Origin of the sequence: Nostoc sp. (assembly GCF_036919895.1) — a bacterium.
Taxonomy (GTDB): Bacteria; Cyanobacteriota; Cyanobacteriia; order Cyanobacteriales; family Nostocaceae; genus Nostoc.
This window is the reverse complement of sequence record NZ_JBALBW010000088.1, coordinates 1-15184: the sequence shown is the minus strand read 5'-3', so window position 1 is coordinate 15184 and position 15184 is coordinate 1. Positions and strand designations below refer to the sequence as shown.

Here is a 15184-nt window from a genome sequence, read left to right as displayed (position 1 = left end):
ATATTTGGATTTATAAATATGATATTACCTAGTTTTCTTTTCAAAAAGATATACATCATTTTGTTGATATTGTAATTTGTATTTTGACTGATTTTTAAAAATGTTTGCCAAGTTTGAAAGAGATTCTGAACTTGCAGCCCAACCAGGATGGCGGACATTGAGCAAGACATAATGAAACTTATTCAATTCATTAATGTCTTGAGAAGGATTATATTTAAAACTAATCAAATCTCTATGAGTTAAATGTGGAGTAATTACATCTGTAGTCAGAATGCTATCTTTAGTTTTAACTAGAGCGATCGCCTCTTTTGTGGCTGACCAATTGTCCAGATTATGAAGATATTTTGAGCTAAAGAACCCAACTTTGCCTAAAGCGAAAAACCAAACTAAAGACCACAAAAAAATTACTCGTCTTCGTTTTAGCCATCCTTTCCCTGCTGCTAGGCTGGCAATTCCAACTAAAATCAGAAATGGAATTGCTGGTAAAGAATAATGCAAAACTAGATTTTTTTGTGAGGGATGATCTGCAAGCAAATTTAGTGCTACACAAGGAATTATACTAATCAAAGGGATAAGATATTGTGGTTTTAAAGCCCAAACGATAGGTAATAATAAGAAACATAAATATTCTAAGTTTATAGTTGAAAAAAGGTTGTTAAAAATAATTTCCGGCTGGTAAAGTAATATTTTTACCATTTCGGAAAATGAGTTTCCTAAATAGCTATATCGATAAAGATGACGGGTAAGTAACGCTGCTTCGCTACCAAAGAAAGGGATGATAATCCAGTTAGCAATCAAAAACCACATTGTCCCACCAATAATGGCGATCGCGCCATATAAGCGTCGCTTTTCAAACAAGAGTAACCAAATCCCCATAGCCACTACAGTCAGGGACAATACAGCTTTACAACCCAATATCAAAAGAATACTGATGCAAAACCAAACTATTTTTCTCGATCTAGCAGCGAAAACTGCCATCAAAAGTGCAGGGACAGCGATCGTATCTGGATGAAAATCGCATAAGTTGCTATTGTAAATCACCGGATACATTAGATATACAGCTACCATTGCAACTGCTAAATTTTCTTTTAAACCTGCTTGTAGCGCTAGAAAATATGTAGGTAAAACACCTAATGCTAAAGCAACAGACTGGACTGCAAATAGCCAATAAACACTAGGATAAATTTTGTACAGTAAAGCCAAAGGATATAAAATCCAAGCAGCATGATCGGCTAAAACATGAAAACCAAGTACAGATGAAACTGGCGGTTTTCCCTGACTAATTAAGTAAATTCCTTGATCAAAAAATGCTAAGTCTCCAGATGAATTAAATAACTCATGTCGTAAGCTACTGGAGATAAATAAAATTAAGGTACTAATGCCGATAATTGCTCTGATATTATTCATTTTTAGCATTCGCCCTATTACTTAAATCCTAGTTGCCTTTACTACAATTTTCTATCGATATTCGAGGAAAATTCAGCTTGTAATTTCGGATAAATTACATCACACTTTCGCACAACAAACCAGAGTGTAAAACCTAAAGGGATTGAAAATAACTGGATAAATACGGGAGTTCCTAAATAGCCAAAAAATGATGCCATTTGCACAACTATAGCTACCCAAAAATATCGGGGAAAGTAAAAGGCAAAGATAATCGAAAGAATATCAGCAGGATAAAAATATCTTTCGTGCATTTTAGGCAGGATATATGGCATAAACAAAACTGATATGGTCGCTAAGTTGATCAGTCTGTCTTGAGTGATTTTTAATCTACTTTTATAAACAATATATACCAATAAAAATATTGCACATATAGTTAATGCTAAAGCTATAGGGACAACAATATTATAAAATTGGTTAGGAATCCATTGATAAAGATTCGGTGCGCCTTTAGCCAATTCCTTGTATTTATTAGCTTGGTTAAAGTATACCAAAAGTAATTCTAATATCGGTCTTCCCATCAACCAAGGTGGTAAAACTGTAACTACATATACTGCTGGAATTAATGGTAAATAATACCAGTGGATTCTTTTTTTGAGTAAGAGAATCAATAACAAAGGTGCTAAAAACATAGCTTGCAATTTAAAAGAAAGTGCTACACCGAAACTAAGTAAGGCTGGAATTTCTTTTTGAATAGATAAGAAGTAAATACAGGCAATCAAACCCGTTGTATAGATAACATCACATTGACCCCAGAGGGAACTATTATATATAACAGTCGGACTCAATATAACTACCAAAAAAGCAAATATAGGTTTCCTGCCCTCTGGGTATTTTAGTCTGACAATTTTGTAAGTTATAAAGGCACAAAGAAAATCAACAGTCATCGCAAAAAGCTTGATTGCGAAGATTTTTGGCAACCCAGATAGCAGTGTGGCAGAAATTAAAATCCAGTATAGGTAGGAGGGTGTGTAATCGGCAAAACTATATTTGAGAGCGCTAAAGCCACCATGAGATGCTATGAAATCATACCAGGGGGCTAAAAAAAACTTATAATCTACCGATTTATTTGGAACACAAACTAATCGAATCAGCACTGCTAATATAATGCCAATAGCCAAGTATCCCGAAGTCAGGGATGGGAAAGAGTTTAACAGCCTATTTAACTTGTGTTTCACTAATTTTAATAATGTCTTATAGCGGTTCTCAGTTGAGTGAGGTACAAGAACCCCACCACCAACCCCCTCCCCGCAAGCAAGGAGGCGGCTATGATGTATCTTATATGATTAAGAAATGCTATATCGGAAGTTTTCGTTATAAATTGTATCAGTTTTGGCAGTGTCCAAATACTAAATCAAGAGTAATAGAAGGAAGTACATCTAAGAGGATTTTTGCAAAGTCTAATTTTTTCCTCGACTGGACTATTATAAGTCGCGGCGAAATGAGACTTTACCCACCTCCGTTGGTTGGTTTAAAAACTTGATTTTTCGTGCTTTCTGCGTAGGCAGATTTTGCTTGCATAGTAGCTAATTATATTCGCCCAATACTATGAGCCTTCGTTCGTAACTGGAACAGTGGATTGACTAGATTGCGCTAGATAAATACCCACTAAAACTACGGCGAAAGTCGCCCAGTCAAACAAACCTACCTGTTCTGAAAAAATGAACCAAGCAAAAATCGAGGCTAGAACTGGTTCGACCAGAAGTGTGACAGCGACGACGCTTGAAGAGATTTTGCTGAGGCTATAAGCTAAAAGTCCCTGACCTAACACTTGGCAGAAGAGGGCTTGGAAAATGATGAAAAACCAACCCATCGAGGAATAGGGTAACAGCCTATCTTCGAGGAATGCTACGACGGGTAGGAGAAACATTGTTGTCACTCCACAGCGCCACAGCATGATAATTGCAGTGCTAAATCGGGTTCGGAGTCGTTCTATCAGCAGCATACACGTGGCCATGAAAACCGCAGTTAGCAATGCCAATGCATCACCCAGTATTTGATCGGTTGCAAATTGCACCTTATTGAGTTCATAAGCGATCGCTCCCGCCAAGGCTATGACCAGTCCAATCACGAATCTGTTATCGAAGCGCCGACCAAATAACAGATACCCAGCCAAAGCCACAAACAAAGAATTCAAATTAGATAGTAAAGCAACATTGGCAACACTAGTTTGACTCAGCGACCAAGCCCACAAAAGAAGGTAGGTTCCAGCAGAGGTTCCCATTGCCAACAATAGCCACACTTCTTGACTCGTAAAAGGCTTACTTTCTATAGGTTCATTATCAGACTGCTGGCTGCGGAAAGCTTCAAGTAAATTCCAGAGTGCAAAGACGATTGTGGCGATCCAACTGCGATGAAATACTACAGCATTTGCACCAATTTCTTGTTGACATAATTTGGTCAGAGATGGTGCTAAAGATATGGGAATTAGGGCAAATAATAATGATGCAGTTCCTAAGAAAGCTGGTGTTTCAGAGAATTGTTGCTTTAGTAATGACAGTTTGCTCGTCATACTTTTAACGAAAGTATTAACTATAGTTGTGACTGATTCCTGGAATGGGAAATTAACGGCAGGGTGGCTAGAGACGGCTAAGTATAAACCCATTAAAACTACAGCGAAACCTGCCCAATTTGAGAAAGTTAATTTTTCTGAAAATATGATCAGAGCGAAAATGCCGCTAAATACAGGCTCTAATAGATGCACCAAGGAGACAACCACAGAGGAAAACTTGGCAAGGCTGTAGGTCAAAAGCCCATGACCTAAAACTTGGCAGATCAGCGCTAGAGAAATGACCCAAAGCCACCCACTGACTGTAGAGGGGAAAAGCGGATCTTGAGTGAATAAAAGTATGGGGAAGATGATTAGGGCGCTAATCGTACAGATCCATAACTGGATTGTGGTTGGAGTAAATTTAGTTCGTAATTTTTCTACCAAGAGCAGGTATCCACTCAAGAAAATCGCAGAAACAATCGCAGCAAAACCCCCTTGAACTTCATCTGTGGCGATTTGCAATTCCTCAAATTCTATAGCGATCGCTCCCCCAAGGGCGATGACCATCCCAATCAGGAATTGGCTCTCAAAAGCCTTACGATATAACAACCACACCCCTAAACTAGTAAATATGGGGGCGAGATTATGTAAAACACTAGAAATCGCAACGCTAGTTTGAGTCAGCGACCAAGCCAAAGAGACTAAAGTGCCAGCCCAAAAGATGCCAGCACTTCCCAATAGGCAGAGATCCTGGCTGGTGTAAGATTGCTGTTCTACAGGTTTGTCTAAGGAAAGTCGCTGACGTATTGCCTTGTATCCATTCCAGAGCAAGAAGAACACACTAGCTAGCCACAAGCGATTAAATACAGTGGCATTGGGGCTAAGTTGAGTTTCGCTCAATTTCACGAAAATAGAGCCAAAAGAGATGGCACCGACACCGACAAATAATGCCGCAAGAGCTATCTTCTTTTGATTGGATACATTCATTAGGAAATTTAAATTCAACTTTTCACCAATAAATAATCAAACCTCTAACCAACCCAACGCTCTTGGGCAAATCCTACAGCTATTTTGGCTAGTAATGTCACAAAAACGCCCAAGATTAAATATCCCTGACGCGGATGGCGAGATAGCAGCACACCAATAGCTATATTCAAAGGCACAATACCATAAGCGAGACGGCTCAAGGAGATAGTACCTCCCGAAGCTAGCAGCAAACCAATACCGCAAAAGCCATACATAACGGTAACTGCGGTCAGTTGCGTGCGTAAGCGCCATAACACATAGCCACCACCCAAGACCATGAACAAGTTGAGCAAGTTATTGATCCACTGTTCCCTTGCTAGGAGCAACAAAAATAAGACTAAAGCATAAAAGCCATAAAATAATTTTACAGAACTAAAACGTTGACGGAAGCGCCATAAAAAATAGCCACTGGCAACAATCACGCTCAATAACAAGAGATACCAAGGGTCTTGAATCCCGCCAGAGGAGTTTTGAACCCAACCATATTGCCAGTTTTTTGTGCCAACTGCAATTTGCATGAACATATTTAACCAACCCTGCCAATCAAATCCTAAAGTTGGTCGCCATCCTCGTTGTGCTTCGATAAAAGCTAAAGGGTTGCCAAAATAAATCGCACAATAAAAACTGAATAGAAGTATGCCAATGGCGGTAACGAAACCAGCGATATAGGCAATGGGTGGTCGGCGTTCTTTCCAGGCTGCGATCGCTAATGCTGGAATTAGTGCTATCCCTGTAGGACGTGTTGCTGTCGCCATCGCCCCCCAAAGCCCAGTCCAGCCATACTGCTTTTGATCGAAAGCCCGCAAAGCTGATGTACTCAAAAACAAATACAGCCCCTCTGTGTAAATCACTCCCGTAAACATGGAAGATGGATATAAAGAAACTACAGCAGTAGTCCACTGCGCTGCATTGATACCATAATGATCTTTAACCCAAAAATATAAACAGTAAAGGGCTGCAAAAAATGCCAAGTTGTTGACTAACGTTCCTGCTAATTCAAACGGTAAGCCCAGTTTCATCAAAACCCAGATACTTAAGGGAAACAAGGGAAAGAAGGCAAGATTATGTTGCTTGCCGTCATTCACAAATTCATATCCAGAAGTAGCGATCGCTCGATAGTGGATACTATCCCAAGCATCAAAAACTCCCCAGCCAAAATGCGGCAAAAATTCTTCTGCTGGTAATGGTAGTTTTGGCGCAACCAGCAACATCGCCGTCCAGATGAATATTCGACTGGCAAGCCATAAGGCTGCTGGAAATAGGAAATCATTTTTCCATAAAGCTTTTTTTATAACTATTTGAACTTTGACCATAGGGTTGAGTGCTTCAACAAACTCCTTTCTGCATCCTTTTACATATAGCTGCAACACAGCAATTTATGAGTAACATTTTGCATATTAAATCCTCCATCAATATAATTAACAAACTGGACAGATTCGCAATTAATTGAAATTATTTCCTATTTGGTTACTTTTGCCAATTCTCTCAAAGTTTATCTTTTAAAATATAGTATTTATAAGGACAATTTTTGTCTCATTATATGAAAATTGAGTAAATTTAGTACTTTATAGCTAGCAGTCGATCGAGTTAAAATCAACCGATTGGGGTTGGCACAACAAGGAAAATATGGATAAATTTCCCTTTGTATCCCCGATCTCCCCCTCCCCGCGTCCTACTCGTCCGCGTCAGTGTATCGATTATAGTGATTGCTGTTATGAAAGAGTCCCCAGCAATTTATAGTGGGAGTTGTCTGTAAATCCTTAAGCAATTGTGAAAGCGATTACTCTTCTTGGTTCCACTGGTTCTATCGGTACTCAGACTTTAGATATTGTCACTCAGTACCCAGATCAGTTTCGGATTGTGGGATTGGCAGCTGGGAACAATGTAGAGATGTTGGCTGCTCAAATTCGGCAGTTTCGACCGAAAATAGCAGCAATTTGCTCAGAAGATAAATTACCAGCACTCAAAGAAGCTATCATTGACCTCGATCCCCAACCGATTCTACTGGCAGGTGATGCCGGAGTGATAGAAGTCGCTCGCTATGGCGATGCTCAAACTGTTGTCACTGGGATCGTTGGTTGTGCTGGTTTACTACCCACGATCGCAGCGATTGAAGCTGGTAAAGATATTGCCTTAGCGAACAAAGAAACTTTGATTGCTGGGGCCCCTGTGGTTCTACCCCTAGTCGAAAAACACGGTGTAAAATTACTCCCCGCTGATTCGGAACATTCCGCAATCTTTCAATGTCTCCAAGGTGTTCCAAAAGCTGGCTTACGGAAAATCTTGCTCACTGCATCTGGTGGGGCTTTCCGGGACTGGGATGTAGAAAAATTAGCAGATGTAACCGTTGCGGACGCTCTCAAACATCCTAATTGGTCGATGGGGCGGAAAATCACAGTAGACTCTGCTACTTTGATGAATAAAGGACTGGAAGTAATTGAGGCTCACTATCTGTTTGGGTTGGATTATGACAATATCGAAATTGTCATTCATCCCCAAAGTATTATTCACTCGCTGATTGAACTGCAAGATACTTCAGTTTTAGCCCAACTCGGCTGGCCGGATATGCGCTTACCCTTACTGTATGCTCTATCTTGGCCCGATCGCATCTATACCAACTGGGAACGACTAGATTTAGTCAAAGCTGGAAATTTAACCTTCCGGGAACCAGATCACCAAAAGTATCCTTGTATGCAGTTGGCTTATGCTGTGGGTAAAGCTGGTGGTTCGATGCCAGCTGTGTTAAACGCTGCAAATGAGCAAGCTGTGGCTTTATTTTTAGATGAAAAAATTCGGTTTTTAGATATTCCCCGGTGTATAGAATTGGTGTGCGATCGCCATCAAAATGATAACCGGGCAAATCCCTCTTTAGATGATATTTTGGCAGCAGATAAATGGGCAAGACAAGAAGTTTTAACAGCAACTGAAAAGTTAGAAACTCACTCGCGGATAATTTCTCTGCGATAAAAATCTCCATTCAGATACCCAAAAGGCAGATTTTTTGGTTCTTGACCAATTCTTGTTTAGCCTTCGGCATTAGCCTGAAGGCTAACAGCTAAATTCCTTCAAATCAAACAGGATATATCCTTCTAAAAATATAACTACTATATCTTGTAATTATTGATACAGAACTATCGGTAAAAATATTGCGTAAATTCTGCCAAATTGCCAAATAAGTTGCCTCTCATCTAAATTATTGGCTCATTTTCAGATAATATGACATTGGCACAGTTAAACAAAAAATCTTGGCTTTAGTATCTATTCTAAATTAGGTCTAATAGCTTTAGCACTAGTAATTTTTAGTTCAGATAAAATTACCCTTTCTGAATAAATATCCTCTCAGGTAAGGGCTATTGTTAAGGGATTTATATATTATGATTGCTACGTTGATTGTAGCTTGGATTGTCTTCGTAATATTGTGGAAGTTGTTGAAAGCCACTCTAAAGAATGCATTAACCATTGCCGCAATTCTGATTTTATTAAACATTAGTTTTGGTATTACTCCACAAGATATTTGGCATCACATAATGCAGTTTGCTCAAAGTTTATCAAATATCCAAAGCGGCAAGTAAAAAGTAAGATTAATTGTATTCAGCACAAAATTAACTAGACAAGTAGGGGCAATTCATGAATTGCCCCTACTTTAGAAACTTATTAGGGATAGTTAAACTCTGACACAGCGTACTGCTCAATCATTATTTAATGCTGAAATCTTGGCTAATGCATCCTTAAAACTCGGCGGTAATTGACGCATAATCTTGCCTCTTTCGCGATCTAAAGCTACTAAAGTCACTTTGGCAGTGACATACAATTGTTGTCCATCAGTTGAAACGATGGCATAATCCCAATTAATTCGCACACCAGTTACCTCAGCCATGCGCGTTTTTACCACTACTGCCATACCCAATTGAATTGATCGGTGATAGCGCAATGACAGTTCAACAACTGGTAAATCACAACCTATAGCGACTAAATCGGCAAATTGAATCCCTATAGATCGCAAGCATTCAATCCGCGCTTCTTCCATCCAAGCTAGATAAGAACCGTGCCAGACAACACCAGAATAGTCAGTGTGGTGGGGTTGCACTCTTAGAGAATATTCAAACCAATTTCCAAATTCATGACTTGATGGATTGTCAAGGGCAGTAGTGGGTGGTAATTTTGGTTGACTGGGTTTTTCTTGTGACATTTTCACTTTTTTAAGCACCTATAAATTTTCCAAATATGGAATAGCATAAAAATTAATTGCGTTCCATAACTTCTTGATTTAATATTTACACTTCCGAGTGGAGTGTTTTGTTATGCAGCTTTATCCACAGTATGTTAAAGTTATTACTTTAACTATACTTAGTTTACTCGGTTTTGGGATGGCGTACCCAGACAATAATCAGGTAATCACCAATACAAGTTTGAGATACAACTCTGGAGAAAAAGCTCAAGCTTTACCCCAAAATAATCAGCTTTTAGAAATTGAAAGGCTCAATCAAGAAGCTATCAAAGAATCTCGGCAAGGTCAATCGAAAGAAGCATTGCAGAGATTACAGCAAGCATAGCTATCACTAGAGAACATGGAGAGCGCTCTAAACCCATAGAAAAAGACCTGAAGCTCTCAGGTACACAAACTCTGATTTACGCTCCAGATGACCAGTTACGCTATATTCCTATAACTGCTTTATATGATGGCAAACAATGGCTAGTGCAGCGTTTGGGTGTCAATCACATTACATCTACCAGTCTGACTAACTTAAATACCCCACAACAATCTAACTTGCGGGTTTTAGCTGGTGCTTTTACTAAAGGTAATTATCAAATTAAAGTTGGGAATCGACAGGTTGCTTTCGCTGGTTTACCCTTTGCAACGCAGGAAGTGGAAAACTTAGCCGCTACGGTTCCTGAAACTACGATGCTTTTAGACGATGCTTTTAGCCCCAAAGTCGCTGTACCCCAAATGGATGATTATACAATTGTCCATTTAGCGACTCATGCAGCCTTTGTGGTGGGGAAACCAGAAGATTCGTTTATTTTATTCGGGAATGGCGATCGCGTTAACTTTAGAAATGTCGCTACTTGGTCACTCCCCCATGTAGATTTGGTAGTGTTGAGCGCCTGTGAAACCGGCTTGGGAGGTAAGTTAGGTAATGGTGAGGAAATTTTGGGCTTTGGCTATCAGATGCAACAAACTGGCGCAAGAGCCGCGATCGCCTCGTTGTGGTCTGTGGATGATGGTGGTACACAGGCACTCATGAGTGCTTTTTATAGTATACTTTCCACCGATAAGTTGACTAAAACTGAAGCTTTACGGCAAGCCCAAGTCTGATTAATTACTGGAGACTGGAAGGTAAGAAGTCACAATTTAGCCGTGGCGGCGGTTAATGATTTTAGTCACCCGTACTATTGGGCATCCCTTATTTTGATTGGCAATGGACTTTAGGTGTTGATTGTTCCCCACCTGCTGTCAGAGGATGCCTTTTTCAAGCTTGTAGCTAATGTGTCAGATAGAAAATTCATTAAAAATTCATAATTCATAATTCATAATTTCGTTATGTAAGTAGATTTAAACTCCAAACAAAACGACGCTACTTGCTTGATAGTTGCAATGTTTTTAACCTGTCTTTTGATTATGAATTAGTAATTACTAATTATGTTGATTGTGATTAGCAGTGCGTTTTAACTTTCAGCTAAAGGTTAAAAATCCGGTTCGTGAGGTTTTGGTAGATACAAAAAAATACGCGATGGGCCAGCCACGAGGCAATCACTTAATGGTAATGGAGAAGAGGATAAGAGCGATCGCTAACTAAGCCACCATTACCAATTACCGATAATCGATTTCTAATTTGCGATCGACCTTTGGAACCTTAATACTTCTTGGCAAGAACTTTAGAGCCTGTATCGGTTTGCATAGATTGCTTGACAAGATCGGCCAGTTCGTCCAGTTGGCTAATTGCCTCTGCACCTTCTAGCTTCATTAATTCGCGGTCATCCCGCATTTCCGTCCAAGTAATCCCGTAATCGGATACCAAAAACCGAATCAGGTGGTTATCACCCAAGCTAACCATAAATGATGCACTATTCATTTGGTCGCCACAGGTATAACAAGAAGCAAGATACCCGCGCCGCTCTAATACAACCGCCAAGGCTTGCAGGTTCATTACCAAGTCTTGGACGAATTGTCGATGTTGATGTGCTAGTCTCAGAAACACTTTTGTCCTCCAGACACCACAGTCATTTGAGTTTCTTTTATATTTTCTTTAGATTTTCTCATCCACTGGTATTGTAAACTATTCACTACAATTACCAGACAGATAATATTGAGTCTTTAATTGACTACCTTGTTTAGGGTAGTAGATCGGAGTTTTGAGCGCCGTATCAAACTATTCAGTTTGCAAATTAAAAATCTCGGACAGAATTGCGAAATTTAACTATATCTTTATACGCTTCTGTCAGGGTAGATTCTTACATGAAGCATTCCGATTTAAGATTAACCTAAATCTAGCACTAGTCAAGTACAGAAAAGCTTCATATTTCGTTTTTATTGGCGACGTACAGCTAAATTCAGTGTTATTTAAGGTCATAACGTAGTTTTGCCTTGTTATAGTGTCTCTTGCTTAGATGTTTAATCTGTTCTCCTTCTAACGTAGATTTTGGTATAAACAAATCAATAATTATACCAAATTTGTTCCTCTCGTATATATAAAGTTGAGCAGATGACAGTGCCAATTTGAGATTCAGTACCAAAAGCAGACTAAGCACAGTAATTTATACAACACACACGTAATAGATAGACAAGTCTGAGTGTAGAATCCAGAATGGATTAACTTAACACTGACAGTACCTAAACTCAGCAGAGCAATGTTGCCATTTAGGCAATATTGCTCTGCTATTTTGGGATTATCCTCAAAAAGTAGTAGGAACCAAAGCACAGAAATTTGCAAAGATAATTATCTTAGTTTGGTTTTGCCAAAAAATGTATGTATAGTATATTTTGATTATTTACTCAAACTGAGTAATTGTTTTTTATTGGAAGTCGGCGGGGCATTGGTAAATCTTCCCCATACCCCATGCCCCAAAACTCCACCCCCTTGCGGGTGAAGTTTTTCATTACCTACTAAACATTACTCGTAGTGCTAACAAGTTTTTCCCCTTTCAACATCCGTGTCGCTGCTTCAAGTAGAGCTTCTTCGAGATAAGGCTTGGTAAAATAGCCACTAGCACCGAGTTGAGCGGCAATTTGTCTGTGCTTATCTGCACCTCGCGAGGTGAGCATCGCGATCGGTAGGTGGTTGAGGTTAGAGTCTTTCTGAATGCGAGAGAGTAATTCCAGACCATCGCAACGGGGCATTTCGATGTCGCAAAATACGATATCGCAAGGCAGACCGGAGCGCAGTTTATCCCAAGCTTCCTGTCCGTCACGCGCCTGTTCTACGCGATAACCTGCTTTGTTAAATGTCAGGGATAGCAATTCTCGGACTGTAATGGAGTCATCGACGATCAGCACTGTCGGATCAATCTTCGTCGGAGAGGTGTCTACAGGAACCCCTTTCTGTTGCCAAGAATTGCCACCCATTTGTGTAGAAATCCGTCCCTGGAAGATGTCGATGATTTCCAGCACGTCAGCAATGGGCATAATCCGACCATCACCCAAGACTGTAGCACCGGCTACACCAATGGGTTTAGGTGCTGGGCCTTCAAATTGCTTAATTACAATTTCTTGTTCGCTTAACACCAGGTCAATCTGTAGAGCAATCATTGTATTTGCCGATCGCACCACAACCACAGAAACCATATCATCATCTCGCGTACCGCCATAGACATTACCGCGACTGATTTGCCGATTGAAGGTTAAAAGTTCCTTCAGAGGTCGGAATGGCAGCACCGTATCGCGCCAGGAAATAAATGATTGGCCATTGGCATCATGCTGAATATTTTTCACTGGTATATCTAGCGTATCTTCTACACCATCCATCGGGAAAGCGATTCTAGAGCGATCGGAGACGCAGCAGAGAGCTTTACAAATACTCAAAGTCAGCGGTAAACGAATCGTGAAGGTGGTTCCCTTGCCGATCGCAGAATCGGTGTTAACTGTCCCCCGAATTTCGCTAATCTCGGAACGCACTACATCCATACCCACACCACGACCGGAAATTTCATCTGCTTGGTCTTTGATCGTAAAACCAGACTGGAACAGGAGATCGTAAACTTCCAGGCGAGACATGGCTTTTGCTTGCGCTTCTGTAATCATGCCAATCTTCACCGCCTTAGCCTTAACCTTGGCAGAATCAATACCTGCGCCATCATCGCCTACAGAAATGATTGTTTGGTTCCCTTGGTGGAAGGCGCGGATAGTAATGATTCCTACAGGTGGTTTACCAGCCGCTTGTCGTTCTTCTGGCGTTTCAATACCGTGAGCGATCGCATTATTCAGCATGTGAGTTAACGGATCGGTCAGATGATCCAAAATCATCTTGTCAATTAAGGTATCGCCACCTTCGATTACCAACTCCACTTGTTTGCCACACTTGATGGCGTTGTCGCGCACTCCTCGCCGCCAGCGATCGATAGTTTGGGCAAAATGCACCATTCGCGCTCTTGTTAGTCCCTCTTGTAGCTGGGTGGTTACTTGGCGGAATTGCCTTGCTACTCGCTCGGTTTCTTCGGTGACAAAATCAATGTCACTAGCTGACTCACGCACTCGCACAATGCGCTCAATCATCTGCTGTGAGAGTGTATGAAAGGGAGTAAAACGATCCATTTCTAACTCGCTAAAACCCCTATCGGCGTTGGAATCAGGCACTTGTAAGCCGGGGTCTTTCTTTTTACGTCCAGCTAATAGAGAAGCTTCTAGGAGCGATCGCTCGTACAACTCTTGCATTCTTGCACCCACATCCGAGAGTTGCTGCACCTGAATCAGCAAGTTATCTAATGACTGGCGTAGGCGTTCATGATCTTGCTCTAAAGTATTGCGATTTACCACCAACTCCCCGACTAAATTACTCATATCGTCCAGTTGCTTAACTGGAACTTTCATTGTTTCTTCAAATCTTGCAGCCCGACGAGTAGAAGGACGGGGAGCTTTGCTGGTGTTTGATTTGGCTACTGGTGAATGGGATATTGTTTGATCCGCTTCTGCTAGCAACTTCTCCAAGTCACCAAATTCATCTCTGGCTAGTGATGGAATGGTATTTTTCGCTAAGACTGGTTGAGTGTTTAAGGGCTGGCGTTGGCCTAGCCCATCGGAGACATCGCTTTCATTATCTGTACCAAGCAATTCTTCCAGGGCTGCAAAATCTAGTTCTGGTATTGAGGTAGCTTTGGGGTTAAGTATTGCTTCCTCTCCTAGTAATGCTTCCAAGTCTCCAAAATCATCATCTGGAGCAGTTATTTGTGTGCTTGCCAATTCTTCAGTTGAGGCAAAAATAGCATTTTCTTCATCTGACACTGGTAGCGCTTCAGATGTCTCTCCTAGCTCCCAAAAATTGGTTTCTACATTTTCTTGAATAACCGTTTGTGTGAAGTCATTGACATCTTGTGATGCCGTATTTTCTCTTAATTCTTCCTGGTTTGTTGCTTCTAATAGAGAAGTTTCTGTAAACAACAAATCATTCGCAAAACCTAACTCTATATCTTCAAAGTCTCTGTTGATTGGGAATTCAAAGGCAGTTTCTAAATTATTGTTATCCTCAGTATCTAATATTTTTGGTTGTGTTTGGGCTGAATCTAAGTTTTCCCCGAAATTGATATCTAAAGAAGTTTCTGTAATTGATAGTTCGTCCACAGTATTGTCTGTGGTTTCCATCTGAATATAGGTGGAGTCTGTGGCGACATCTTCAAACGCCAGTTGCGGATTTTCATCGAAAGAGCCGAATAAATCCTCTGGTTGTGTTTGGGCTGAATCTAAGTTTTCCCCGAAATTGATATCTAAAGAAGTTTCTGTAATTGATAGTTTATCCACAGCATTGTCTGTGGTTTCCATCTGAATATAGGTGGAGTCTGTGGCGACATCTTCAAACGCCAGTTGCGGATTTTCATCGAAAGAGCCGAATAAATCCTCTGGTTGTGTTTGGGCTGAATCTAAGTTTTCCTCGAAATTGATATCTAAAGAAGTTTCTATAATTGATAGTTCGTCCACAGTATTGTCTGTGGTTTCCATCTGAATATAGGTGGAGTCTGTGGCGACATCTTCAAACGCCAGTTGCGGATTTTCATCGAAAGAGCCGAATAAATCCT

General features: G+C 40.5%; 10 protein-coding genes and 1 pseudogene. 4 read left to right on the top strand and 7 right to left on the bottom strand.

Annotated features, from left to right (window positions below; genetic code table 11):
- Positions 1-24: 24 nt before the first annotated feature.
- The 4 genes from V7K55_RS17915 to V7K55_RS17900 form a co-directional block, all read right to left on the bottom strand.
- On the bottom strand, positions 25-1416 hold the full coding sequence (locus tag V7K55_RS17915) for a DUF2079 domain-containing protein (protein ID WP_442949099.1): 1392 nt from the start codon (positions 1414-1416) through the stop codon (positions 25-27).
- Between the two features lie 32 nt (positions 1417-1448).
- Positions 1449-2330 (bottom strand): hypothetical protein, encoded by an 882-nt coding sequence (locus V7K55_RS17910; RefSeq protein ID WP_334833658.1) that lies wholly within the window; start codon positions 2328-2330, stop codon positions 1449-1451.
- Positions 2331-2989: 659 nt separating this feature from the next.
- A complete protein-coding gene (locus V7K55_RS17905) occupies positions 2990-4921 on the bottom strand; it encodes a DMT family transporter (protein WP_334833656.1) in 1932 nt (643 codons plus the stop codon).
- Positions 4922-4965: 44 nt separating this feature from the next.
- Positions 4966-6273: a mannosyltransferase family protein gene (locus V7K55_RS17900; RefSeq protein WP_334833654.1), complete on the bottom strand. Its 1308-nt coding sequence runs from the start codon at positions 6271-6273 to the stop codon at positions 4966-4968.
- 457 nt (positions 6274-6730) lie between these two features.
- Between V7K55_RS17900 and dxr the strand changes: the two genes are divergently transcribed.
- Both dxr and V7K55_RS17890 read left to right on the top strand, forming a co-directional pair.
- On the top strand, positions 6731-7927 hold the full coding sequence (dxr, locus tag V7K55_RS17895) for a 1-deoxy-D-xylulose-5-phosphate reductoisomerase (protein WP_334833652.1): 1197 nt from the start codon (positions 6731-6733) through the stop codon (positions 7925-7927).
- A 407-nt stretch (positions 7928-8334) separates the two neighbouring features.
- Positions 8335-8532, top strand: a complete 198-nt coding sequence (locus tag V7K55_RS17890) for a hypothetical protein (RefSeq protein ID WP_334833650.1) — start codon at positions 8335-8337, stop codon at positions 8530-8532.
- Between the two features lie 116 nt (positions 8533-8648).
- Here V7K55_RS17890 and V7K55_RS17885 read toward each other — a convergent pair whose 3' ends face one another.
- On the bottom strand, positions 8649-9149 hold the full coding sequence (locus V7K55_RS17885; RefSeq protein ID WP_334833648.1) for an acyl-CoA thioesterase: 501 nt from the start codon (positions 9147-9149) through the stop codon (positions 8649-8651).
- 112 nt (positions 9150-9261) lie between these two features.
- Here V7K55_RS17885 and V7K55_RS17880 point away from each other — a divergent pair, with 112 nt between their 5' ends.
- Together V7K55_RS17880 and V7K55_RS17875 are read left to right on the top strand one after the other, a co-directional pair.
- Positions 9262-9513: a hypothetical protein gene (locus V7K55_RS17880; RefSeq protein ID WP_334833646.1), complete on the top strand. Its 252-nt coding sequence runs from the start codon at positions 9262-9264 to the stop codon at positions 9511-9513.
- Between the two features lie 29 nt (positions 9514-9542).
- Positions 9543-10391, top strand: a pseudogene (locus V7K55_RS17875) (CHAT domain-containing protein); the annotation flags it as partial.
- Between the two features lie 424 nt (positions 10392-10815).
- Here the strand turns inward: V7K55_RS17875 and V7K55_RS17870 are convergent.
- Complete coding sequence (locus V7K55_RS17870) at positions 10816-11160, bottom strand: DUF1815 family protein (RefSeq protein ID WP_334833644.1); 345 nt, start codon at positions 11158-11160, stop codon at positions 10816-10818.
- Positions 11161-12065: 905 nt separating this feature from the next.
- Positions 12066-15184, bottom strand: a 3119-nt coding sequence (locus tag V7K55_RS17865) for a hybrid sensor histidine kinase/response regulator (protein ID WP_334833641.1), incomplete at its 5' end; no start/stop codon positions are given.